Source organism: Xanthomonas sp. NCPPB 2864, from assembly GCF_056675615.1.
The window spans coordinates 372,781-397,818 of sequence record NZ_JBWWVS010000004.1; the positions used below are offsets into that span (position 1 = coordinate 372,781).

17 protein-coding genes are annotated in these 25,038 nt (G+C 67.2%); 14 read left to right on the plus strand and 3 right to left on the minus strand.

From position 1 onward, the window contains the following. Positions 1-128 precede the first annotated feature (128 nt). The 12 genes from AC1KVE_RS12195 (at position 129) to AC1KVE_RS12250 (ending at position 19,114) form a co-directional block, all read left to right on the plus strand. Positions 129-968 (plus strand): glycosyltransferase family 2 protein, encoded by an 840-nt coding sequence (locus AC1KVE_RS12195; protein WP_184458216.1) that lies wholly within the window; start codon positions 129-131, stop codon positions 966-968. Between the two features lie 129 nt (positions 969-1,097). Continuing rightward, a complete protein-coding gene (locus tag AC1KVE_RS12200) occupies positions 1,098-2,120 on the plus strand; it encodes a hypothetical protein (protein ID WP_184458217.1) in 1,023 nt (340 codons plus the stop codon). Positions 2,121-2,133: 13 nt separating this feature from the next. Then, complete coding sequence (locus tag AC1KVE_RS12205; protein WP_024939104.1) at positions 2,134-4,041, plus strand: glycosyltransferase family 2 protein; 1,908 nt, start codon at positions 2,134-2,136, stop codon at positions 4,039-4,041. Between the two features lie 49 nt (positions 4,042-4,090). Further along, complete coding sequence (locus AC1KVE_RS12210; RefSeq protein ID WP_184429086.1) at positions 4,091-5,374, plus strand: hypothetical protein; 1,284 nt, start codon at positions 4,091-4,093, stop codon at positions 5,372-5,374. Continuing rightward, positions 5,356-6,324, plus strand: a complete 969-nt coding sequence (locus AC1KVE_RS12215; RefSeq protein ID WP_126966652.1) for a glycoside hydrolase family 113 — start codon at positions 5,356-5,358, stop codon at positions 6,322-6,324. Before AC1KVE_RS12210 ends, AC1KVE_RS12215 begins: the two co-directional genes overlap by 19 nt. Before the next feature lie 156 nt (positions 6,325-6,480). Continuing rightward, positions 6,481-7,677, plus strand: coding sequence for a nicotinate phosphoribosyltransferase (gene pncB / locus AC1KVE_RS12220; protein WP_126966653.1), 1,197 nt, complete (start codon positions 6,481-6,483; stop codon positions 7,675-7,677). A gap of 175 nt (positions 7,678-7,852) precedes the next feature. Further along, positions 7,853-8,308, plus strand: coding sequence for a cellulose biosynthesis protein BcsD (bcsD, locus tag AC1KVE_RS12225; RefSeq protein ID WP_104567975.1), 456 nt, complete (start codon positions 7,853-7,855; stop codon positions 8,306-8,308). Between the two features lie 28 nt (positions 8,309-8,336). Further along, the gene (locus AC1KVE_RS12230) at positions 8,337-8,822 is read left to right on the plus strand and encodes a hypothetical protein (protein WP_102580766.1); all 486 of its coding nucleotides are present in this window, start codon (positions 8,337-8,339) and stop codon (positions 8,820-8,822) included. A gap of 92 nt (positions 8,823-8,914) precedes the next feature. Continuing rightward, positions 8,915-11,059, plus strand: coding sequence for a UDP-forming cellulose synthase catalytic subunit (gene bcsA / locus AC1KVE_RS12235; protein WP_184458219.1), 2,145 nt, complete (start codon positions 8,915-8,917; stop codon positions 11,057-11,059). A gap of 44 nt (positions 11,060-11,103) precedes the next feature. Beyond that, a complete protein-coding gene (bcsB, locus tag AC1KVE_RS12240; RefSeq protein WP_481092128.1) occupies positions 11,104-13,419 on the plus strand; it encodes a cellulose biosynthesis cyclic di-GMP-binding regulatory protein BcsB in 2,316 nt (771 codons plus the stop codon). Further along, positions 13,416-14,597: a cellulose synthase complex periplasmic endoglucanase BcsZ gene (gene bcsZ / locus AC1KVE_RS12245; RefSeq protein WP_243849256.1), complete on the plus strand. Its 1,182-nt coding sequence runs from the start codon at positions 13,416-13,418 to the stop codon at positions 14,595-14,597. The genes bcsB and bcsZ overlap by 4 nt, the downstream gene beginning before the upstream one ends. Further along, positions 14,579-19,114: a cellulose biosynthesis protein BcsC gene (locus AC1KVE_RS12250; RefSeq protein WP_184458222.1), complete on the plus strand. Its 4,536-nt coding sequence runs from the start codon at positions 14,579-14,581 to the stop codon at positions 19,112-19,114. Before bcsZ ends, AC1KVE_RS12250 begins: the two co-directional genes overlap by 19 nt. Positions 19,115-19,352: 238 nt before the next feature. Here AC1KVE_RS12250 and AC1KVE_RS12255 read toward each other — a convergent pair whose 3' ends face one another. Next, positions 19,353-21,011: a PA domain-containing protein gene (locus AC1KVE_RS12255; protein WP_046344304.1), complete on the minus strand. Its 1,659-nt coding sequence runs from the start codon at positions 21,009-21,011 to the stop codon at positions 19,353-19,355. Further along, on the minus strand, positions 21,004-21,417 hold the full coding sequence (locus AC1KVE_RS12260) for a post-PEP-CTERM-1 domain-containing protein (RefSeq protein WP_024940595.1): 414 nt from the start codon (positions 21,415-21,417) through the stop codon (positions 21,004-21,006). Before AC1KVE_RS12260 ends, AC1KVE_RS12255 begins: the two co-directional genes overlap by 8 nt. Positions 21,418-22,084: 667 nt before the next feature. Between AC1KVE_RS12260 and arsC the strand changes: the two genes are divergently transcribed. Together arsC and def are read left to right on the plus strand one after the other, a co-directional pair. After that, positions 22,085-22,507 (plus strand): arsenate reductase (glutaredoxin), encoded by a 423-nt coding sequence (gene arsC, locus AC1KVE_RS12265; protein ID WP_167764254.1) that lies wholly within the window; start codon positions 22,085-22,087, stop codon positions 22,505-22,507. Between the two features lie 276 nt (positions 22,508-22,783). Further along, entirely contained in the window at positions 22,784-23,299 is a 516-nt protein-coding gene (gene def, locus AC1KVE_RS12270) for a peptide deformylase (protein WP_046344300.1), read from the plus strand. 60 nt (positions 23,300-23,359) lie between these two features. On the opposite strand, the gene ettA is transcribed toward def, so the two are convergent. Further along, the gene (ettA, locus tag AC1KVE_RS12275) at positions 23,360-25,021 is read right to left on the minus strand and encodes an energy-dependent translational throttle protein EttA (RefSeq protein WP_024940592.1); all 1,662 of its coding nucleotides are present in this window, start codon (positions 25,019-25,021) and stop codon (positions 23,360-23,362) included. Positions 25,022-25,038 lie beyond the last annotated feature (17 nt).

Below are 25,038 nucleotides of genomic sequence, written 5' to 3' on the forward strand. Positions count from 1 at the left end.
GCGGCGCCTGCGCAAAACCGCTGGGCGGTTCCGGGCGCGCAGTATGCCTGTTGCCGCTGCCAGCCGCCATGTCGGCGCTGGCAGACGCACGATGGCGTTGCGCCACCCCGGCACCGGATAATGGCCGGATGACTCCCGTCCAGATTGCCGCCGTCGTCGTCACCTATCAGAGCAGCAGCACCATCGATGCGTGCCTGTCGCGGCTGCGCGCGGCCGAGGGCATCAGCGAGATCCGGGTGGTCGACAACGCCTCCAGCGACGACACCCTGGAGGTCGTGCAGCGGCATGCGCTGGCCGATGCGCGGCTGCACTTCATCGCCAATCCGGACAACCCGGGTTTTGCGAGCGCCTGCAACCAGGGCGCGCGCGACTCGCAGGCGCCCTGGCTGGTGTTCATCAACCCGGACCTGATGGTCGAGCGCGACACCTTGGCGCAGCTGTGCGCACGCGCGGCCGGCCATGCGGCGGTGCTGTTGGGCGTGGAGCAGGTGGACGAGGACGGGCAGCCGGATGCCGCCGTGCGCCGTCGCGATCCGGATTTTGCCGCCATGCTGCGCGCACCGCGCGCTGCCGCCCAGCTGGCGGTGCCGGCCGATCCCGCTGCGCCCCTGCAGGTGGTGGACGCCATCTCCGGTGCCTTGATGCTGATGCAACGCAGCCTGTTCGACCGGCTGGACGGCTGGGACGGCGCCTACCGCCTGCATGCCGAAGACCTGGACCTGTGCCGGCGGGCACGCCAGGCCGGTGCGCTGGTGGCGGTGGCCAACGATCTGCGGGTCGTGCATGTGCGTGGCGTGTCCAGTCGTTCGCGGCCGTTCTTTGTCGAATGGCATAAGCACCGCGGCCTGTGGCGCTATTTCCGCAAGTTCGAGGCGGGTCATCGGGGGCTGCTCACCCGGCTGGGCGTATGGCTGGCGATCTGGACCCATGCCGTCGCCCAGGTACCGAAATTGTTGCGAAAGAGATGAGTTCGCTCGCGTTAAATTTGTGATAAATCAGTGATGGGTGGCGGGACTTATGTGTGATACGTTTCGCCTCGAAGTGTGATCAATCACTAGCTTCCTGTCCCTTCCGGGTCCCCCATCAGGAATCGTGCAATGTCTTTACAGAACGACCCGCAATTGCGGGGACGTCAGCCGTGCGCCGCCGCGCTGCAGTCCAGTCCGGTTGTCTCGCCCTCTTCTCTTGATTCCATCGCGCGCCGCGCGCCGGTAGCTGCGCTGTCGGCGCTTGCGCTGAGCTGCCTGATGGCGGCCTTGCCGGACACGGCCGTGGCAGGCGCCTGGACCCAGCCGCAGGGCGACACCCTGGTGATCGTCAAGGCGCTGCATAGCGATGGCACCGGCTGGTTCGACGATGCCCACCACCGTGGCGATTTCGGCAACAACGGACGTAGCCGCCAGGACCAGCTCAATGTCTACGTCGAGCATGGCCTGAGCGACAAGCTGAGCTTTATCGGCAATTTCTATTTCACCGAAGTCGGTTTCAACAACGACGAACCGGTGAACGGTGCGCCCGGACGGGCACGCCGCAGCACCACCGGCTTTGCCGATCAGGAGATCGGCCTGCGCTACGCACTGCCAGGTGCGGCCGACGATGTCTGGCGTAGCTCGGTGCAGGCCCTGGTCAGCATCCCGGCCTATGGCCGTAGCAAGACCTATCACCCGAACAATCCTGGGCGCGACCCCGCGCTCGGCCTTGGCGACTACGGTCTGGAGCTGCGTTACAGCCGCGGCCGTGGTTACACGCTGGGCGGGCGCAACGGCTACGTCGATCTGGGTGGCGCGGTGCGTCTGCGCGGCAGTGCCGCTTCCGACGAAGTGCGGGTGGACGCGTCCACCGGCCTGAGCCTGACCCCGAGCTGGTTGCTGCTTGGCGAAGTCAACGTGATCCAGGGCCTGGGTAACGGGCGTAACGACGCGTTTGTCGTTGGCTCGACACCTGGCGATTCCGGCTTTGTCGCCACCGGCACCAACTACGACCTCACCAAGCTGCAGCTGTCCACGCTGTACACCGCGCCGGGCGGCAGCCAGTGGCAGGTGGGATATCAGCAGCCAGTGATGGGCCGCAACACCGGCGCCGCAGGTGGGCCATTCGTGGCCGCCTGGTGGCGGTTCTAAGGACGCCACGACAATGACGGTCACCTGCGAAATGGACGCGCTGGGACGAGCACCGGACATCGGCCGCGAACGCGGTCTGTTGGGTCGCGCGCTGGTCACGGCAGGCGTCATCACCGACGAACAGCTGCGCTCGGCGCTGGCGTTGCAGCAACGCTGGAACTCGCGCCTGGGCGATGTGATCCTGGCCCAGCGCGGCGTGCCGGCGCAGCGGTTCTACGCCATCGTTGCCGCGCACTTCGGCCTCGAGTTCATCGATCTGGTGCAGCAGCCGCCGGATCCGGAACTGCTCACCCCGGGCGATCTGGAAAGTTACGCGCAGCGCCTGCTGCTGCCGTGGCGTCGCGAAGACGGTGTGCTGGTGCTGGCCGTGGCCGATCCCGACCCGGCGGTGTTTGCCTGGGCGCGCGCGCACTACGGCGAGGACGTGCGTTTTGTCGGCACCGCCAAGTTCGACATCATCTGGAGCCTGCAGCGTTACGCCGACGAGCAGCTCACCGACAACGCGCTGAACCTGCTCGCATCGCATGCGCCGACGTACTCGGCGCGCCAGGTGGTGACGCGCGGACAGAAGTTCACGCTGTGGGCGATCGCCGCGGTGATGGTGATCGCGATGGTGCTGTTCCCGGTGCCGGCCCTGATCACCGTCAACGTGCTGGTGGCGCTGGGCTTTCTGGCGACCTTCGGACTGAAGCTGTTGCTGGTGTGGTTCGGCTCGCGCCACCGTATCGACATCAAGGTCACCGAGGACGAAGTGGCCGCGCTGCGCGACGACGACCTGCCGGTCTATACCGTGCTGGTGCCGATGTACAAGGAGCCGGAAGTCCTGCCGATCCTGGCCAACGCGCTGCGCAAGCTGGATTACCCGATCAGCAAGCTCGACGTGAAGCTGGTGCTGGAGGCGGACGATTTCGACACCATCGAGGCCGCCAAGAAACTCGGCCTGGAGGCGTTCTTCGAAATCATCCGGGTGCCGCCGTCGCAGCCCAAGACCAAGCCCAAGGCCTGCAACTACGCGCTGCATTTTGCGCGCGGCGAGCTGCTCACCATCTACGACGCCGAAGACAAGCCCGAGCCGGATCAGCTCAAGCGCGTGGTGGCTGCGTTCCGCAAGGCCGACAAGGATGTGGCGTGCATCCAGGCGCGGCTGAACTACTACAACGCCGACGAGAACTGGCTGACGCGGATGTTCACGCTGGAGTACACGCTCTGGTTCGACTTCTACCTGCCGGCGCTGGAATACCTGCGCATCCCGATTCCGTTGGGCGGTACCTCCAACCACTTCCGTCTGGATGTGTTGCGCCAGGTGCGCGCCTGGGACCCGTATAACGTCACCGAAGACGCCGACTTGGGCGTGCGGCTGATCCAGAACGGCTACCGCGTCAACGTGGTCAACTCCACCACGTTCGAAGAAGCCAACGTCAGCATTCCCAACTGGATCCGGCAGCGCTCGCGCTGGCTCAAGGGCTACATGCAGACCTGGCTGGTGCACATGCGCGACCCGGTGCACCTGTATCGCAGCACCGGGTTCAAGGGCTTCTGGGGTTTCCAGTTCTTCATTGGCGGCGGCTTCTTCACCGCGTTGGGCGTGCCGGTGCTGTGGGCGCTGTATGTGGTCTGGGCAGTCACCGGGACAACCGCGTTCGAGCGCTTCTTCCCGCCGTGGCTGGCGACCGTGTCGTTGGTCAATCTGCTGTTGGCCAATGCGTTCTTCATCTACATCACGCTGGTGGCTGCGTTCAAGCGCGACTACTTCAAGCTGGCGCCCTACGCGCTGACCGTGCCCTTTTACTGGGTGCTGCAGTCGATCGCCGCGTACAAGGGTCTCTGGCAGCTGATCCACAATCCGTTCTATTGGGAGAAGACCACTCATGGCATCAGCAAGCATTCGGAAAACGAGCGCCGCGCCGCACTCGAAGAGTGAGTCGGCGGTCCCGCGCCGTCACAGCGGGCTGCCGGCGTTTCTGGTTGCCGTGGTGGCCCTGTCGCTGCTGAGCCAGCCGCTGCTGCTGCAGTCGGTCGGCTCCGCCACACCGGCAATCGCACCAGCAGCCGGCTTGCCGGCAACCGGTCTGTTGTCGTGGGCGATCAATCTGGGGCTGGACAGCTGGAACCTGCCGTTCCAGGTCTGGCCGTTCCTGGCGGTTGCCGCCAACGCGTTGTTCCTGTCGCTGCTGTGGCGCGATCTGGCCGGCGTGTTCGGGCGCGGCTGGGCCAGTGGTTTGACCGTGCTGGTGGGCTGCAATCCGCTGTTCCTGCTGCCGATCGCCGCAGGCGGAAGCCAGGCGGTGGGTCTGCTGGCGTTCTACGGCTTGTGCCGCACCTTGCGCCGCCTGCAGACGCCGGTGGAGGCCTTCACCTATCTGCGCATCGCCGGCTGGTTGTGCATCCTGCTGTGCCTGGATCTGCAGACACTGGCGCTGTCGACGATGGTGGCACCGTGGCTGCTCCTGGTGATGCCGCCGCAGATGCTGCGCAAGGCGCCGGGTTCGTTCTATCTGGTGTGCTATCTGCCGTTCGCGTTTCTGGTCGGCATGTGGGCCTACGTCAATCTGACCGTGTTCAACGCCCCGTGGCCGACGCTGTCCAGCATCGGGCAGGGCGCGCATCCGCTGCCGTTGCCGCTGGCCGAGCATGCGCAAGGCTGGTCGCCGGCCGTGCGTTGGGGCGTGGCGGCGGTGGTCTGCTTCCCGGTGCTGGCGTTGCTGGCCCGTAGCCGCAGCAGTGCGCTCACGCGCGGCGTGCTGGCCAGTGCCGGCACCGTGATCTGTGCGGCGGCACTGTCATTCGCCTTCGGCTGGGCCGGGTTCGACGCCTTGCTGCTGCTGTGGGTGCCGGCAGCGTTGCTGCTGCGCGCGCTGCATGCCGATCAGCGCAGTCAGGCCGCCGGCCTGCTGTTGCTGGGCCTGATCGGTGCGGCCTGGGTACAGCCGCAGGGCTGGGGCAGCTGGATGCGTGCGGCGCCTGCCGATGCGCAGTCCTTGCTGCAGGGCGAGGCGGTGGTCGTGAGCGCGCCGGTGTCGTTGCCGACCGGCGCGGCGACGCCGGCGATGGACGCCGTGCAGGCGCAGCCCACCGTGGCGACTGTCGCGGACGTGGCCGCGCCCACGCAGCCCGCGTCCGGCGTCAGCGCGCCCGCCACTGCTGCAATCGTGCAGCCGGACAAGAACACTGCGGTCATCGGTGCAATGGACTGCGCGCACACCACGACCGCGTCCACCACCAAGGCATCCGCCGCATGTTCAAACGCGTTCTGAGTACCGCGTTTCTGGTCGGGGCGTGCATGCTGGTCAATGGCTGCAACGCCGATGCATCGACGTGGATGGGCGCCAACGTCAAGGTCTCGGCCAATGCGCCGTGGGAGAGCGAGGCGGCGGGACAGTCGCTGGATGCGCTGGCCAAGACCGGCGCCAGCAAGGCCTTGCTGGTCGCGTTTGTGTGGCAAGCCAACCCGCAGGCGAACGATCCGGTGCTGGGCAGCGACAGCAGCGTGGAGGCCATGCGCGCGGCGTTGCGGCAGAGCCACCACGCCGGCCTGCAGGCCACGCTCAAGGTGCATGTGTGGATTCCCGGGCATTGGGCCGGCGACACCGCGCCCACCGACCAGGCAGCCTGGTTTGCCGCGTATCAGAACGCGTTGCTGCCGTTGGCCAAGCTGGCCGAAGACGAGCATGCCGAAGCGTTGGTGATCGGCACCGAACTGCGCAAGCTGCAGGACGCGCCGCAGTGGCCCGGTCTGGTGGCGGAAGTGCGCAAGGTCTACCACGGCAAGCTGCTGTATGTGGCCGACGGCATGGAGCACGCCGAAAGCTTCCGTTACTGGTCCTTGTTCGATGCGGTGGGCACCAGCCTGTATCCGCGGCTGTCCGAAGCGGCTGCCGCGCGCACGGCCGAGATGGATGCCGCCGCGCAGCGCCTGCAGCAACTGGGCCAGCGCGTGGGCAAGCCGGTGTGGGTGGCGGAGCTGGGGCTGCGTTCTGCACGCGGTAGCCTGGCCGCGCCCTGGGAGAGCCCGGAGCAACGCGCCGCTGCAGTGGACACCCGCCTGCAGCTGCAGGTGTTGCAGCAGTGGCGCAAGGTGCTGCAGGCGCACGGCGTGGAAGGTATCGCGCTGTGGTGCTGGTACACCGACCCCAAGGCCGGCGGCCCGGGCGACAGCGACTTCACCGTGCAGGGCAAACCAGCGCAGCAGGTGCTGGCGCGCTGAGCGATGGCGCCTGGCACTCTCCAAGAGAACGCCAGGCGCAATTGCCGAGGTGACTTGCCGGGGCGAAGCGCACTGCCGCCGCGCAGCGCATCGCCTCTCGGACGCATCGGCGGCTTGCACGCAGCGCGATCGCCGCTGCGGGCATAATCCGGCGGCATGATCATCCATTCGCTGCTCGACACCGACCTGTATAAATTCACCATGATGCAGGCGGTGCTGCATCAGCATCCGGCCGCGCAGGTCGACTACCGCTTCAAGTGCCGCACGCCCGGCGTGGATCTGGCCCAGTTCATCGACGAAATCTCGCGCGAGATCGATGCGCTGTGCCGGCTGCGGCTGCGCGAGGACGAGGTGGCCTATCTGCGTGGCCTGCGCTTCATCAAGCCGGACTTCGCCGACTTCCTGGCGCTGTTCCATCTGGACCGCAAGTATCTGCAGCTGTCGGCATCGACCACCCATCCGGGCGAGATCGAGCTGACCATCCGCGGCCCGTGGCTGCACACCATCCTGTTCGAAGTGCCGTTGCTGGCGATCATCAACGAGGTGTGGTTCCGCAACACCTCCGAGCCGGATTACGAAGAAGGCCGTCGCCGCCTGCGCGAGAAGGTGAGCAGCCTGCGCAGCATGCCGGCCGGCTGCAAGATCGCCGATTACGGCACCCGGCGGCGCTATTCGCGGCACTGGCACGGCGAGTTGCTGCCGTTGCTGCGCGATGGCCTGGGCGAGCAGTTCGTCGGCACCAGCAATGTGTATTTCGCCAAGCATTACGGCCTGACTCCGCTGGGCACGATGGCGCACGAGTATCTGCAGGCATTCCAGGCGTTGGGGCCGCGGCTGCGCGACTCGCAGGTGGCCGCGCTGGAATCGTGGGCGCGCGAGTACCGCGGCGATCTCGGCATCGCCCTGTCCGATGTGGTGGGGCTGGACGCGTTCCTGCGCGATTTTGATCTGTATTTCTGCAAGCTGTTCGACGGCATGCGGCATGATTCGGGCGACCCGTTCGAATGGGGCGAGCGCGTCATCGCCCACCTGCAGGCACACCGCATCGACCCCGCGACCAAAGTGCTGGTGTTCAGCGATGGCCTCAACATCGACAAGGTGATGCGGCTGTACGCGCACTTCCATACGCGCTGCCGGCTGGCGTTCGGGGTCGGCACCAGCCTCACCAACGACCTGGGGCCGACGCCGCTGCAGATCGTGATCAAGATGGTCCGCTGCAATGGGCAGCCGGTGGCAAAGCTCAGTGACTCGCCGGGCAAGAGCATGTGCGAGGACGCCGGCTACCTGCGCTATCTGCGCGATGTATTCGGCCTGCCGCCGATACCGGAAGCGGGTGACCACGCGCGGCAGTGACTGACGTGTAGCGGCAGCGTGTGCCGGGGCTTGGCGGCCCTGTCAGGGAATGGCCAAAAAAAATGCGATGCAGCGCTCAATTGGCCGCATGGGTTCGTTAACATTGGCATCACGCGTACTTCACGTTTGATGCACGCGACGTTGACGGACGGCTTCCTCCCCACGCGATGCCCGTATGACTGCACCCGACCCATTGTCGCTGTACCGCGCGCGCAGCTGCTCCCGGCAGTGGCTGGGCTTTGTGCGTGCGATGGCCGCCGAGTTCGGCGCCGAGTTGCCCGAGGACGATCTGGCCCCGTTGATGGCGCGCATCGGCCGGCGCTTCGCGCGCGAGCACCGGCTGGCGCACTGCACGACCCTGGACGAGATGCAGCAGGCCGCCAACGCCGTGTGGGAGCGCTGTGATTGGGGCCAGTGCGCGATGCACGACCACGCCGACCACGTGCGGATCCAGCACGCCAGCGCGCCGTTGAGCGTGGCACTGGATGGTGCGGCATGGAGCGATGGGTTCCTGCAGGGCGTGTACGAAGGGTGGTTCCAGCAACTGGGGATGCTGGCAGGCCTGGCGGTGCAGACCGCGCCAGGCGACAGCGTCGATCTGCGCAACCTCGTGTTGCTGCGGACGGCATGAACGGCTGAAGTCGGGCAAGGGGAGTGTGATGGCACCGAAGAACAACAAGGCAGCATCCGGGCATGACGATGTGTCCGGCCTGTTCGCGCGCTTGGGGACGCCGGCGAGCGCGGGCTATCAGGATTTCGCCCACACCCAGCTGCCGCCGCGCAGGCCGGAAGTGACGCAAACGCCGGTCCCGGCAGCGGTCGAACAGGCCCCCGCTGCGGCGGACGCCGTGCAGACACCAGCGCCGCTGCTGGCGCCTGCCGCATCGGTGCCGAGCGTTTCGATCGCCATGCAGGCAGTGCCGGCGGCGCACCGGTCCGTGCCTGCCGAAGAGACGGCAGGCCCGCCGCTCGATGCGCTCGCGCCGCTGCGCAAATTGCGCCAGCTCGACGAGCCCGCAGCGCCTGCAGCGCAGCCCGGCGAGCGCCAGGCGCAGACGCCGTTGGAGCGCTTGTTTCAGCGGCTGTTGCAGGCCGATGCGCCCAGCGCGACGCAAAGCCCGCTGCAGCGACTGCGCTCGCGTTGATCAGCACCACCGCGTGACCTTCGGCAAGCGCCGCTGCGCTCGCCCGTTTCGCCTCGTTTTGCCGCACGCCGCCACACTTGAAGGATTATCTGATGACTGCTGCCAGCCGCCGTTCCGGATCACCGCTGCCCATGCTGGCGACCTGGGCGCTGTGGTTGTTGGGCGGCTTGCTGCTGGTGTTCGTGGTTGCCGTGCCGATGGATGTCACCCAGCAACTGGTGTTCTCCGGGGTGCTGTTCGCCGTTGCGCTGGCGGTGCGCAAGCGCGGCGGGCGGGTGGTGATCCTGACGATGATGGGCATGTCGCTGGCGGTGTCGTGCCGCTACATCTGGTGGCGCACGACCCAGACCATGGGCGTGGGCAGCGCGGTGGATTTCATCCTGGGCCTGGGCCTGCTGGGCGCGGAGCTGTATGCGTTCGTGATCCTGGTGCTGGGCTATTTCCAGGTGTTGTGGCCGCTCGATCGCAAGCCGGTGCCGTTGCCGGCCGACCAAGCCTTGTGGCCGAGCGTGGACGTGTTCATTCCCACCTACAACGAGCCATTGTCGGTGGTGCGCACCACCGTGCTGGCGGCCAGCGTGATCGATTGGCCGGCCGGCAAGATCACCATCCATCTGCTCGATGACGGCCGCCGCGACGCGTTCCGCGACTTCTGTGCCGAGGTCGGCATCAACTACGTCACCCGCACCAACAACGTGCACGCCAAGGCCGGCAACATCAATGCCGCGCTGAAGAAGTGCAGCGGCGAGTACGTGGCGATCTTCGATTGCGACCACATTCCCACCCGCAGTTTCCTGCAGGTGGCGATGGGCTGGTTCCTGCGCGACACCAGGCTGGCCCTGGTGCAGATGCCGCACTATTTCTTCTCGCCCGACCCGTTCGAACGCAACCTGGGCACGCATGGCAAGGTGCCCAACGAAGGCGAGCTGTTTTACGGCCTGCTACAGGATGGCAACGACCAGTGGAATGCGACCTTCTTCTGCGGTTCCTGCGCGGTGATCAAGCGCAGCGCGCTGGAAGAGGTCGGCGGGGTGGCTGTGGAAACCGTCACCGAGGACGCCCACACTGCGCTCAAATTGCAGCGTCGCGGTTATCGCACCGCCTATCTGGCGGTGCCGCAGGCTGCAGGCCTGGCCACCGAAAGCCTGTCCGGCCATGTGGCGCAGCGCATCCGCTGGGCGCGCGGCATGGCGCAGATCGCGCGCATCGACAATCCGCTGCTGGGGCGCGGGCTCAGGCTCTCGCAGCGGCTGTGCTACCTCAACGCGATGCTGCACTTCTTCTACGGCTTGCCGCGCATCATCTACCTCACTGCGCCGCTGGCCTATCTGTTCTTCGGCGCGCACGTGATCCAGGCCTCGGCGTTGATGATCCTGGCCTATGCGTTGCCGCACATCCTGCAGGCCAATCTGACCAACCTGCGGGTGCAGAGCCGCTTCCGCCATCTGCTGTGGAACGAGGTCTACGAGACCACGCTGGCCTGGTACATCTTCCGTCCCACCCTGGTCGCGCTGCTCAACCCCAAGCTGGGCAAGTTCAATGTCACGCCCAAGGGCGGGCTGGTGGCGCGCAGTTATTTCGATGCGCAAATCGCCAAGCCATACCTGTTCCTGCTGTTGCTCAACCTGGCCGGTGTGGCTGCCGGCGTGCTGCGCCTGATCTATGTCGGCGGCAGCGGCGAGCAGCAGACGATCTGGTTCAACCTGGCCTGGACGCTCTACAACATGGTGCTGCTGGGCGCCACTATCGCCACGGCCAGCGAAACCCGCCAGGTGCGTAGCGCCCATCGCGTGCCGCTGGATGTCCCGGTCAATCTGTATCTGCCCGATGGCAGCGTGCTGCCCAGTCGCTCGCTGAATTTTTCCACCGGCGGCATGGCGATCAGGCTCGCCCAGCCGCAGCCGATCGAGCCGGGGTTGCCGGTGCAAATCGGCCTGAGTCACCGCGGCGTGGAGCAGACCTTGCCGGCGGTGGTGCGGCAGGACCGCGACGGCCAGGTCAGCGTGCAGTTCACCGCGATGTCGATGGAACAGGAGCGTTGGCTGGTGGCCTCGACCTTTGCGCGCGCCGACATCTGGCTGTCGCAATGGGGCCAGCACGACCGCGATGCGTTCTGGCGCTCGCTGGGTCAGGTGCTGGCCGCCAGCGCGCGCGGCTTTGGACGCCTGGGCGGACATATCGCACTCAGTGCGCGACAGGGCTTCCGCCCGGCGCGCGCGCTGGATCTGGAGTCGTGAGCGTGACGCCTGCCGTTTCCCTTTTCCCTGCCAAGAAGCAACCGATGCGAATGTCCCCGGCCGTGTTGACCTGTGTGCTCACCCTGCTGACCGGCCTGGCGCAGGCGCAGCAGGCCGTGCCGGCAACGGCGACGACCACGCCGACCGGGCAGGCCGGCACCGCCGCGAGCGCGCCGCCCGCACCGGCACCGATGCCGGCCGGCAGCACCCGCACCTCCAGCTTGCGCGAGCTCGGCATCGACTACGAGATCACCTTGCGCGGCGTGCAGGGCAGTGCCGGCGTGCCCTTCAGCGTGCGCAGCGACGAGATCGTCACCGCCGCCACGCTCAACCTCAAATACAGCTATTCGCCCGCGCTGTTGCCGGACCTGTCGCATCTGAAGGTCACCATCAATGGCGTCACCGTGGGCACCTTGTCCGCCGACAAGGCCAATGCCGGCAAGCTGCTCTCGGCCGATCTGCCGATCGACCCGCGGCTGGTCACCGATTACAACCAGCTCAACCTGCAGTTGATCGGCCATTACACGCGCGAGTGCGAAGACCCCGACCACAGCAGCCTGTGGGCGAATGTGGACGCGGCCACCAGCCTGTCGCTGACCACCACGCCGCTGGCGCTGGCCAATAACCTGGCGTTGTTGCCGGTGCCGTTCTTCGATGTGCGCGACACGCGCCGGCTGGAATTGCCGTTCTACTTTCCGCAGCGCCCGGACAACGCCACGCTGCAGGCGGCCGGCGTGGTGGCCTCGTGGTTCGGCACCCTGGCCGGCTACCGCGGCGCGGTGTTCCCGGCCTCGACCGAAGCGCTGCCGGCCACCGGCAACGCAGTGGTGTTCGCCACGCCCAGCACGCTGCCGGAGCAGTTCGCCACCGCCAACAGTGGCGTGGCCGATATCCGTGGCCCGACCGTGGCAGTGGTGGTCAACCCGACCGATCCCAACGGCAAGCTGCTGCTGGTGCTCGGCCGCAACAGCGAAGACCTGCAACGCGCGGCCACCGCGCTGGCCTTGCGCGCGCCGTTGACCGGGGCGGTCGCCCGCATCGGCGAGATCAGCGCGCCGGCGCCGCGTCAGCCGTACGACGCGCCCAAGTGGGTGTCCAGCCAGCATCCGGTGCGCTTCGGCGATCTGGTGACCCAGCCCGGCCAGCTCAATGTCAGCGGCTATCACCCGGACCTGATCCGGGTCGGCCTGCAGTTGCCGCCGGACCTGTTCGTGTGGGAGCGCGACGGCATTCCGGTCGCGCTGAAATACCGCTACACGGTGCCGGACGTGGAGAACAAGTCCGCGCTCAACGTCAGCATCAACGAGTCGTTCGTGACCACGCTGCCGCTGACCGGCCGCCCGTTCGCCGAGTCCACCCCGAGGCGCTGGTGGAACAGCCTGGGCGCGCGCGGCAGCATGCCGGTGCATCAGGATCTGACATTGCCGGTGGGTGCGTTCTCGGCCAACAGCCAGTTGCGCTTCCACTTCTTCTTCGATCGCCCGCAGGGCGAGCAGTGCAAGAACACCTTCCCGGATGTGTCCGGCGCCATCGACGCCGATTCCAGCATCGACCTGAGCGGTTTCCACCACTACATGGCGATGCCGAACCTGGCCGCGTTCGCCAATGCCGGTTACCCCTTCACCCGCCTGGCTGATCTGTCCGAATCCACCATCGTGCTGCCCGACAATCCGGGCGACCAGGACCTGGGCAATGTGCTGACCCTGCTTGGACGCTTCGGCGCCTCCACCGGGTATCCGGCGCTGCATGCGCAGATCATTGGTGCCGGCGCGGTGCAGCAGCATGCCGACCGCGATCTGTTGCTGCTCGGCAGTGCGCAGTCGCAGCCGCTGTTCAAGCAATGGCGCGCACAGCTGCCGGTGGGCCAGGACGGGCAGGCGACCCGCTTTGCGCTGACCGATTGGGTGCTGGAAAAGCTGCCGGGCTTCCTGTCCTTCGACGCGCGCCGCACCGACCTGCCGACCACCGCGGAAATCGCCCTGCAACCGCAGCCGGACGACGTGCTGTTGATGGGCTTCGAATCGCCGTTGAAGTCCGGCCGCAGCGTGGTCGCGTTCCAGAGCGAAGACCCGGCCAACATGAGCCGGCTGTTCGATGCCTGGTTCGACCCGACCCTGCTCAAGGACTTCCAGGGCAGCGTGGTGTTGCTGCAGCAGAAAAAGGTCATCAGCCTGGTCGGCAACCAGACCTACTACGTCGGCCATCTGCCGCTCCCGACCTGGTTGCGCTGGTACTTCTCGCACCACCCGGTGTGGCTGGCGTTGACCGTGGTGCTGCTGGCGCTGTTGCTGGCGCTGGCCGCGCGCGTGCTGCTGCGCCGGCATGCCGCCGAGCGGCTCAACGAAGGCGGCAGCGCATGAGCGCGCACGACAGCGCCGCAGCGATGACACGCCGCAGCCTGCTACGCGCCGGTGCGCTGGCCGGCCTGGCTGCGCTGCTGCCCACGCGCGCAGCGGCGGCGGCTGGCCAATGCGGGCCGTGGCCGCTGTGGAATGCCTTCGTTGACAAGCACATCCAGCCCGACGGGCGGGTGGTGGATTTCCTCAATCCGGACCAGCGCTCGACCTCCGAAGGTCAGTCGTATGCGCTGTTCTTCGCCCTGGTCAACAACGACCAGGTGTTGTTCGAGAAGGTGCTGGGCTGGACCCGGCACAATCTGTGCGGCGGCCGCCCGGACCTGAATCTGCCGGCGTGGTTGTGGGGCCGCGATGGCAGCGGCAACTGGCGCGTGCTCGATGCCAATACCGCCAGCGATGGCGAGCTGTGGATTGCCTACGCGCTGCTGGAAGCCGGGCGGCTGTGGAGCCGGCCCGGTTACGGCAAGGCCGGCCAGCAGATCCTGCAACTGATGCGTCAACAGGAAGTAGTCACGTTGCCGGGCCTGGGCGCGATGTTGCTGCCCGGCCGCACCGGCTTTGCCGAGAAGCAGCGCTGGACGCTCAATCCCAGCTACCTGCCGATCCAGGTGCTGCGGCGCTGCGCCAACGCCGACCCCAAGGGACCGTGGGCGGCGATCGCCAGCAATGCCGCACGCGTGTTGCGCGAGAGCGCGCCGGTGGGCTTTGCGCCGGACTGGACGGTGTGGGATGGCGAGCGCTTCAGCCCCGATCCGAAGCGCGGCAACGTCGGCAGCTATGACGCGATCCGCGTGTATCTGTGGGCCGGCATGCTCGATGCCGGCGAGCCGCTGCGCAGCGGCTTGCTGCGCGACCTGTCCGGCCCGGCCGACCTGCTCGCCGCACAGACCCCGTTTGCGGAAAAGATCGACACCGCGCGCGGCGTGGGCAGCGGCGCATTGCCGGTCGGGTTTTCTGCCGCGCTGCTGCCCTACCTGAGTGCGATGGGCCAGCCCGCGCTGCTCAAGGCGCAGGCGCAGCGCATTCCCGCCGCCGCACAAGCGGCAGCCGCTGCGCTGCCGTACTTCGAACGCACGCTGGCCCTGTTCGGACAGGGCTGGCTTGAGAACCGCTACCGCTTTGCCGCAGACGGGCGCCTGCTGCCCGCCTGGAGAACGCCTGCATGCTCCGCAAAAAACTGACCCCGCTGTACCTCGTCGGCATGATCGACCTGTGCCTGCTCGCCTTGCCGGTGCAGGCGCAGACCAGCGCCACCCAGCAACTGGTCGGGCAGGGCAATTACTGGCACGACCAGGGCCGCGACGATCTGGCCGCCGACACCTGGCGCAAGCTGCTCGGCGTCGATCCGGATCAGCCCGACGCCTTGCTCGGCCTGGCGCAGATCGATCTGGCGCAGGGCCGTCAATCCGAAGCACGCAAGCGCCTGCAGCAACTCGACGCCGCACACCCGCAATCGCCGCAGGCACAGCGCCTGCGCGTGGCGATCGGCGCCCGTGGCAGCAGCGCTGCCGGCGAAGATCCGAACCTGCGCAACGCACGCCGCGCCGCCGCGGCCGGGCGCTATGTCGAAGCCGCGCGCAATTACGAAGCGCTGTTCGCCGGCAAGCCGCCGCCGCCGGCGTTGGCGCTGGAGTACTACCAGTCGCTGGCCGGTACTCCCACCGGCTGGGAGCGTGCGCGTGACGGCCTGCAACGCCTGCAATCCAGCGAACCGGGCAACCCGTCCGTGCAACTGGCGCTGGCGCAGGTGCTGAGTTACCGCGAACCCACCCGCCGCGACGGCATCGCGCAGCTGCGCACGCTGGCGCAACGCGCCGATGTCGGCGGGCCGGCGCGCACCAGCTGGCGCCAGGCGCTGCTGTGGCTCAACGCCGGCATGGCCGATGCGCCGCTGTACCAGGCATTCCTGGCCGGCACCCCGGCCGATGCGGAAGTCACCGCCAAACTCGGCCAGCTGCGCGGACAACGCAGCGCGGCCACCGCCGCGCCGGCCGACCCCAATGGCGTGCTGCTGGGCGAAGGCTTCCGTGCGCTGGGCGCCAACAATCTGGGCGCTGCCGAACAACGCTTCACGCAGGTGTTGCGCGCACGTGCGCGTGATCCGGAAGCGCTCGGCGGCCTGGGCTCGGTGCGCCTGCGTCAGCAGCGCTTTGCCGAAGCGCAGGAGCTGCTGCGCCCGGCCGCGGCGAATAACGGCAAATGGAAAGGTGCGCTGGATAGCGCGCGCTACTGGCTGCAGCTGCAGCAGGCCGAGGCCGCACGCACACGTGGCGATCTGGCACAGGCGCGCCAGCTAGTGGAGCAGGCGGTGCAACTGCTGCCCAACGAGCCGGCCGCGCAGGTGGCGCTGGGCGGCCTGCAGGCCGCCAGCGACCCGGCCGCCGCCGAGGCCAGCTACCGCAAGGCGCTGTCGCACGATGCCGACAATGCCGGCGCGCTGCAGGGCCTGGTCGGTTTGTACAGCCGCCAGGGCCGCATGCAGGAAGCCAGCGACTTGTTCAATCGCCTGCCTGCCGCAGAACGTGCCAAAGCCGGTGGGCAAGCCCTGCTGCGTTCCAACGTGCAGCGCGCCCGTGCCCGCCAGGCGCTGGAAGCCGGCGATGCGGTCAGCGCGCAGACCGAGCTGGAAGCGGCGATGGTCGAGCGCCCGGGCGATGCCTGGATCCGTCTGGATCTGGCCCGCCTGTACCAACAGGCCGGCCGCCCCGACCAGGCCCGCAGCGTGATGGATGGCCTGCTCGCCGTGCATGGCGACCAACCCGAAGCGCTGCAGGCCAACGCCTTGCTGGCGCAGGAAAGCGGCGACTGGCAGGGCGCCTACGACAGCCTGGAGCGCATTCCGGTCGCCTCGCGCACGCCGGAGATGACCCAGCTGCGCACCACCGCCTGGATCGAACTGCAGGCGCGTCAGGCACGGTTGCTGGTGGAGCAGGGCAGGCCGGGCGACGCGCAGCAGTTGCTGGTGCGCACCGAAACCGCGCTGGGCAATCAGCTCGACGACCCGCAGTTGCTGGCCGCACTGGCCGGCGCGCATGCCGATGCCGGCAACGCCCCGCGCGCGCTGACCCTGGCCCAGCGCCTGGTCACCGGCGCCACGGTGCGCAGCGAAGATCGCCTGCAATATGCCGGCGTGCTGCTGCGCGCGCATCAGGACGCCGAACTGTCGGCGGTGCTTCGCCAGTTGCAGGCCACCACCCTGACCCCGGAACAACTGCGCCGTTATCAACGCCTGCGCAGCGCCTACACACTGCGCCAGGTGGATGCGCTGCGCGAACTCGGCAACCTGGAAAGCGCCTACGACGCGCTGTCGCCGATCCTGGCCCAGCAGCCGGACAGCGGCGATGCGCAGGCCGCGCTCGCGCGGCTGTATGCCGCCTCCGGCGACCAGCATCAGGCGCTGGCGATCTACCAGCAGATCCTGCAGCGTCATCCCGACGACCTGGACACGCTCACTGCCGCCGCCAACAGTGCGGCCGCGCAGTCGGACCTGCGCAATGCCGAGCATTACCTGCAACGCGCGCTGGCGCAGGCACCGGAGTCGCCGGAGGTGCTGGCCGCGGCCGGCCGCGTGTATCGCAGCGCCGGCAAGAACCGCAAGGCCGAGCAGTATTTCCGTGCCTCGCTGGCCGCGCAGCAGCGTCAGGCCGGGCAACTGGACAATGGCCTGCCGTCTGCGCGTGGTCCGTCCGCAGTCGCGTCCTCCAGCCGCCCGCTCAATCCGTTTTCCGGCATGACCGGCGGCATGCCGCGCTCGCCGGCGGTGTTGTCCGAGCGCATGGATGCCGGTAGCGCCTATGGCGACGTGGCGGTTGCACCGGTGGCAGCGTCGCCGGGCTCTGCACGATTCGCCACTGTCGCACCGATTGGTGCGTCTGCCGACAATGGTGGCGATACGTTGCCGCCGCCGGTCAGCGCCGGCGCTGCGCCCGCCATGCTGCCGGTCTCCAGCGGCCGCATGCGCGGTTCGTCGCGCGGCGACGGGCTGCTTGCCGCGCGCGCGGTTGCGCCGATCGCCGCGGACGCCGGTCCACGTCTGACCAAGCCCGCCGCACAGGCGTTGCCGCCGCTCGGCAGCGGCAACGGCGTGCTCGACGAGTTGCGTGCGGTGCAGTCGGAAAACAGCGACAACCTCGCCGGCGGCGCGTTGTACCGCTCGCGCGATGGCGAAGATGGTCTGGGCCGCCTGGACGATATCCAAATGCCGGTCCAGGCCGAATTCGCTGTCGGCGACGGCAAGCTTGGCGTCACCCTGACGCCGACCATCGTCGATGCCGGCACGCTGACCACCGATTACGTCACCGCTAGCCGCTTCGGCAGCGGCCCGCAGACCGCCATCAACGATGCGCTGGCGGCCGATCGCGGCCCGATCGATACGCTGGTCAGCTCGTCGATGTACCAGTTGCTCGCCACCGAAGGCGACACCGCCGCCACGCGTGAGCGCCTGCGTCGCTACGCCTTGAACACCGGTCTGTTCAACGAACTGCTGGTCGAGAACAACAACAGCAATGCCGCCGCCGTGGCGGCGCTGGCCAACGAACCGTTGCCGGCCTACCTGCTCGGCATCAACGCCTCCAACACGCCGATCGCCCAACTGGCGCGCGACATCCTCGGCAACGCTGCGCTCAGCGAACAGCTGGCCGCCGGCGATGCGGCCGCGTTGCGCGCGCTGGCCGGCAGCACCGCCGCCGCACAACAGACCCCGACCGGGTTGGCCGCCACGCTCAACACCATGGCCGCCACCGGCAACGGCGCGCGCCGGCTCAGCCAGGACGACACCGGAGTGGGCGTTAGTGTGCGCTATCGCAATGGCGGGTTCAGTGCCGACATCGGCAGCACCCCGATCGGCTTCCAGGAACAGAACCTCATCGGCGGCGTCGGCTATCGCGGCGAGCTTGGCGATGCGGTGAGCTGGTCGGCCGAAGCCTCGCGGCGCGCGGTCACCGACAGCGTGCTGTCGTTCGCCGGCGCGCAGGATGCCCGCAGCGGCCGCGAATGGGGCGGGGTGACCAGCAATGGCGTGTCGTTGTCGGCCACTGCCGACAATGGACTGCTGGGCGGTTATGCCAATCTTGCCGCGCACCGTCTGCTCGGCAACAACGTCGCCGACAACGACCAGCGCCAGCTCGACCTGGGCTTCTACGTGCATGCACTGGAAACCCGGCACCAGTCGCTGACGGCCGGCATCAATCTGACCGCCATGCAGTACGACAGGAACCTCAGCGGCTTCACCTATGGCCATGGCGGTTACTTCAGCCCGCAGGACTATGTGGACCTGGGTTTCCCGGTGCACTGGAGCGGCCGTAGCGCCGGTCAAACGGTCAACTGGAAGGTCGATGCCAGCATCGGCGTACAGCACTTCAGCACCGACGCCTCGCCGTATTTCCCGACCGATCCGACTTTGCAGCAGGCCGCCTACGATGCCGCCTCGCTGGCGGCCTTGCTCGGGCTGGTCAACCGCTACACCGACCCGGTGTATGCGGGCGAAAGCCGCACCGGCGTGTCCTACAACCTCAGTGGCGCGGCCGAATGGCAGGTGGCGCCGCAGCTGTTCCTGGGCGGGCGCATGACCTTCAACAATGCGCGCGACTACAACCAGTTCAGCAGCAATCTCTATCTGCGGTTCGTGATGGATCGGCTGGGCGCGGCACTGGGTCGCGCACCACAGGTGCTGACCTCGCCATACGCTGCCGATCGTTGAGGACAAGGCAGACCGACCGCGCGGCCATCGGGCCGTGGCGGTTGGTCTGCGCTGTGGTGGGTGTCTCTGGCCGGCGTTTTGCTGCGCGCTGTACACGCTTGCTGACGCGCGCGCGCCCCTCGGTGGGGCATGGGCATCGCCGCGTGTGGCGCAGCGCGAACAGTGTGAGCACGGATAAACGAACGGCGCCTCCCGGCGCCGTTCGCATTGCATCGATTAACGCAGACTGCGCCTGTTGTTACGGGCGCACCTTGGTGGCACAGACAAACACCGCTGCCTGTTGAATGCGGCTGATCGCACCCTGGTTCTGCAACTCGCGTGCGTGCTCGTCCATGCAGGTCAGATACCCCAGACGGTTGCCGGCATTCTGCGACTTGCACAGGCTATTTTCGGCCGAGATGTTGGCGCCGGGAATCAGCCCGCCGGTCTCCAGCGTCGGCACCAGCGTATTGCAGTTGCCCAGCTTGGCCAGCCCGCGATTGAGCGTCCAACCGATATCGGCAAACAGCGCCGGGGTCAGGTCGATGTTCAGATGCGCCTGCACTTCCGGCGTATCGAACGGTTCCATCAACGCATTCGGCTGCAGGTCGGTATCGAAGTGCGAGAACGTCGACCCGCCGGCCACCACGCTGGGCGAATACAGCCGCGTGCGGCCCGCGGTATCGGTGCCCTGCAACAGCTCGGGGTCTTCGTACAACGCCGCCACCACTCCGGCGCTGCCCTTCAGCCGCGCGCCATCGGTCTGCGAGACCATGATCGCCGGGATGGTGATGTCGGTGATCGGCGGGGCGGCATTGCCCATCGTCTGTACGCCGGCCGCGTTATTGGCCACGATCACGCCCACCGCACCGTTGAGCTGTGCGTTCTTGACCTTGATCGCGAACGCGCAGGTGCCACGGTCGATCAGCGCCACCTTGCCGGCCACCTCGGCCGCGTTGACGAACGGCGTTTCGCAACCATCGCTGGCCGATGCGGCAGCCACCCCGTCGTTGACCGTCACCACTGCGCGCGCCGGGAAATTGGCCGCCGTGGCCAGCGGCCCGAAGCTGGCAAAACCCACCTCGAACTTGCCCGCCGCGCTGGCCGGTGCGCTCACCTGCAACAGGGTGCGCGGATCCAGGATCAGCGCCGCCTCGCGGTTGACGCGCGTGCCGGCCCACACCGTACGCCCCGGCGTGCGCATCGCTTCGGCACGCAGCGCGTTGGTCATGGCCGGATCGTCGAAGCGCTTGTTCTGCACGTTGTCGAAGGCCTGCGCGGTGTAGACGTCGGTCAGGCCGCTGCCCGAGCCGAGCACGCCGGTGGTCTTGTTGAGGAAGCCCGCCGCACCCAGACCGTGGCCGATCTCGTGCATCACCACGTTGAGGAAGTTGATCTGGCCTTCGGGCGTCTTGCCGTCCAGGCCCAGGTACCAGCCCGAGCCGGCCAGGCAGTCGGGCTTGCCCAGATCGCCGTTGAATTGCGAGAAGACGTCGGCCGGATCGCTGGGATCGGGGACCAGATCCTGCCCGGCGATCGCGTCGCCCAGCGCGGACGGATACAGCGTATTGGGCTTGGAACCGGGGAAGTCGTTGACGATCCAGTTCGGGCCGGCCTGGCCCAGCGTGCCGCCGGTGGCGGTACAGGTCAGCCGCGCGAACGAGGCATACACCTTGATCTCGACGTTGCTCTGCAGCACCGCGCCCCACAGGTCCATCGCGTACTGGTAGGCGATGCGACGCTGCTCGCCGACCGAGCGCCCCGGATTGCCGCCCAAGGGCGCTGCGCTGGTGGGATCGTTCAAGCCGACGCTGGTGCCGGCATCGCCATTGATCAGCGTGACATTGGCGGCGCTTGCATGCAGCGGCGCGATGGCCGCAGCCACCGCCAGGGACAACAGCAACAAGGGCTTATTCATGCGGCAGCGCTCCGTGCTCGGCGTGGGCGGGTTGGGTGTCGGCGTCTTCGCTGTGCTCGATGACGATGCGGCCATCGGCCTGACGGGTCGCCATCAGCGAGCTCATCTGCGTGGCCGGCAACTTGCGCGCCACGGTGCCGTTGGGCAGGCGTCGCTCGGTCGCGCGTGCGGCCGATTCGGTCTGCGGAACCGCGGTGCGGGCAGCGCTGCTGCGGGCAGCCGACGCGGCCTGCTGATCCAGCGCCGCGCTCTCGGCGTCGGTCAGCGGGCGCAGCTTGCCGGTGACGGGATCGATACCCACCTTGGAACTGCTGGTTGCAGCCTCTTGCGCCACGGCCAGGGCCGGTAGGCAGACGACACACAACACACCGGACAGCATCCATCCGGGCTTACGAAAGCTCATCATCGTTGGGGTTTCCTTGAGTCCAACAGGGAAAAGGGACGCCGTGCAGACACCGGCATCGGGGGAATCCTTCCGTTTCAGTCTGTTCATGACTGAATCATGAATCCGTGATGTGTGTCAATCTTTTGACATATTGGCCGCTGAATGCGAAGCGAGAGCCTGAAACGGTCATCGCGGCAGTTGCGTTGGGGAAATTTCCCGGGATTGCAGCGGCAGCTGGCCCCAGATGGGCCAGATTTTTGACACGAACCAACCGGGCCGGAAGCCTCCCCGGCCCATGGTCTCGACGGACAATTCACGGCAGCCAAGATCTGGACGACTTATTCCCTTCTCCCCCCGAGAGAAGGTGCCCCGAAGGGGCGGATGAGGTACGAGCGAAGCCAGGTGGAGGTTGAGGGCAGGGTGCGAGTACGCCTGAGCTTCGCCCCGTACCCTCACCCCAACCCCTCTCCCGAGGGGAGAGGGGCTGTAGTCCGACCCGGCCAGTGGCCCGGCCTACGCAAGTAGCGCGGTCGTACCAATGCGCGCAAGCCATGCGTTGGCGGCCTGCTGGGAGATGCTTATGCCCGGCATCGGCGCGGGCTGCGCGTACGCTGCGCTGGCTCTGCACGCCGCGCGCCATTCGACCGCAGCGCGTTACAGTCTTGGTGACTCCGCGCACCAGGTTCCCATGCACGCCGTCATCTATCACAACCCCAACTGCGGGACCTCCCGCAATACGCTCGCCCTGATCCGCCACACCGGCATCGAACCGCAGATCGTCGATGACCTGCAGCACCCGCCCACCCGCGAAACACTGCAGTCCCTGATCGCCGCCGCCGGCATCCCGGTTCGCGCGGCCATGCGTCAGAAAGGCACCCCGTATCTGGAACTGGGACTCAACGATCCCGCGCTGGACGACGCAGCGTTGCTGAGCGCAATGCTCACGCATCCGATCCTGATCAACCGCCCCTTCGTGCAAACCGCATTGGGGACGCGCTTGTGCCACCCCTCCGAACGCGTACTCGACCTGCTGCCGCACGCGACGAGCGGCTTCGTCAAGGAAGACGGCGAACGCGTGCTGGACGATGCCGGGCAACGCGTAACGGGCTGATAGACAGATACCCGAAACGCAGTCGCTCCACATCAAGCGCAGCCAACTCCGATCAAGCTGCGAAACGCCAAGCAGCGCCACCGACGCCCCAGCGACCAATTACTAATTCCCCATTCTCCATTCCCGAACCCCCAATCCCAAACCCAAACCCAATCCCGAACCCCGAACCCCGAACCCCAATCCCCAATCCCCAATCCCCAATCCCGACTCCCCAACCTCACCCCCACCTACCGCACAGGTCTTAAAATCGCCGCAACGTTTCCCGGGAGCAGTCAGATGATTCGCGAGATTATCCGCATGGGCGACAAGCGCCTGCTGCGCGTGGCGCCGCCGGTGACCAACCTGGGCAGTGCCGAGCTGCGCGCGCTGGTGGCCGATATGTTCGAGACCATGGACGATGCGCGTGGCGTCGGCCTGGCCGCACCGCAGATCGCGGTGGACCTGCAGCTGATGGTGTTCGGCTTCGAAGCCAGCGAACGCTATCCCGATGCGCCGGCGGTGCCGCGTACCGCGTTGGCGAATGCGCAGATCGAACCGCTGTCGGAGGAGATGGAAAACGGCTGGGAAGGGTGTCTGTCGATTCCCGGCTTGCGCGCTGTTATCCCGCGCTATCGCCACATTCGCTATCGCGGCTTTGCGCCGGACGGCAGCCCGATCGAGCGCGAGGCCGAAGGCTTCCACGCACGCGTGGTGCAGCACGAGTACGACCATCTGGTCGGCCGCCTGTATCCCTCGCGGATCGAGAACTTCGCCACCTTCGGCTTCGAAGACGTGCTGTCCTACGACCTGTAGGCCATCGGTCGCAGCTGCACCCGGATGTGACAAGGGCGCCTTGCGGCGCCCTTGTCGTGCTTACTTGAGCGCCTTGAAGCGCAGACGCTTGGGACCTGCGTCATCGCCCATGCGGCGGCGCTTGTCTTCTTCGTACTCGCGGTAGTTGCCCTGGAAGAACTCCACGTGCGAGTCGCCTTCGAACGCCAGGATATGCGTGGCGATGCGGTCCAGGAACCAGCGGTCATGCGAGATCACGAAGGTGTTGCCCGGGAACTCCAGCAACGCATCTTCCAGCGCGCGCAGGGTCTCGATGTCCAGGTCGTTGGACGGTTCGTCGAGCAGCAGCACGTTGCCGCCCTGCAGCAGGGTCTTGGCCATGTGCAGACGACCGCGCTCACCACCGGACAGCGAGCCGACCATCTTCTGCTGGTCCTGGCCCTTGAAGTTGAAGCGGCCGATGTAGGCGCGCGACTGGATCTCCACGCCGTTGATGTTGAGGATGTCCAGGCCGCCGGCAATCTCCTGGAACACGTTGTGGTTGCCTTCCAGCTTGTCGCGGCTCTGGTCCACGTAGGACAGCTGCACGGTCGGGCCGACCACGATCTCGCCGGAATCGGGCTTCTCCGCGCCGGTGATCATCTTGAACAGGGTCGACTTACCGGCACCGTTGGGGCCGATGATGCCGACGATGGCGCCGGGCGGCACGATCATCGACAGATTGTCGATCAGCAGGCGGTCGCCGAACTTCTTGGAGACGTTCTTGAACTCCATCACCGCATTGCCCAGGCGCTCGCCCGGCGGGATGAAGATCTCGTTGGTCTCGTTGCGCTTCTGGTAGTCCACCGACTGCAGTTCTTCCAGGCGGGCCAGACGCGCCTTGCCCTTGGTGCGGCCGCCCTTGGCGTTCTGGCGCGACCATTCCAGTTCCTTCTGGATCGCCTTCTGGCGCGACTTTTCCTGGTTGTCTTCCTGCTTGAGGCGCTCGTCCTTCTGGGTCAGCCAGTCGGTGTAGTTGCCCTTCCACGGAATGCCGCGGCCGCGGTCCAGTTCCAGGATCCACTCGGCGGCGTTGTCGAGGAAGTAGCGATCATGCGTCACCGCCACCACGGTGCCGGTGTAGCGCGCCAGGAACTGCTCCAGCCATTCCACCGATTCGGCGTCCAGGTGGTTGGTCGGTTCGTCGAGCAGCAGCATGTCCGGCTTCTGCAGCAGCAGCCGGCACAACGCCACGCGGCGCTTTTCGCCACCGGACAGCTTGCCGACCACCGCGTCCCACGGCGGCAGGCGCAGCGCATCGGCGGCCACGTCCAGCTGGTTTTCCAGGGTGTGCGCATCACCGGCGGCCAGGATCGCTTCCAGGCGTTCCTGTTCCTTGGCCAGGGCGTCGAAATCGGCGCCTTCCTCGGCATAGGCCAGGTACACCGCATCCAGCGCGGCCTGGGCCTGCAGCACGTCGCCCACGCCTTCCTCGACCGCTTCGCGCACGGTGTGCTCGGGGTTGAGCTGCGGTTCCTGCGCCAGGTAGCCGACCTTGATGCCGGCCTGGGGACGGGCTTCGCCCTCGAAATCGGTGTCCACGCCGGCCATGATCTTCAGCACCGTGGACTTGCCGGCGCCGTTCAGGCCCAGCAGGCCGATCTTGGCGCCCGGGAAAAAGCTCAGCGAGATGTCCTTGATGATCTGCCGCTTGGGCGGGACCACCTTGCTGACGCGGTTCATGGTGTAGATGTATTGCGACATGGGTGCTCCGTGGACGC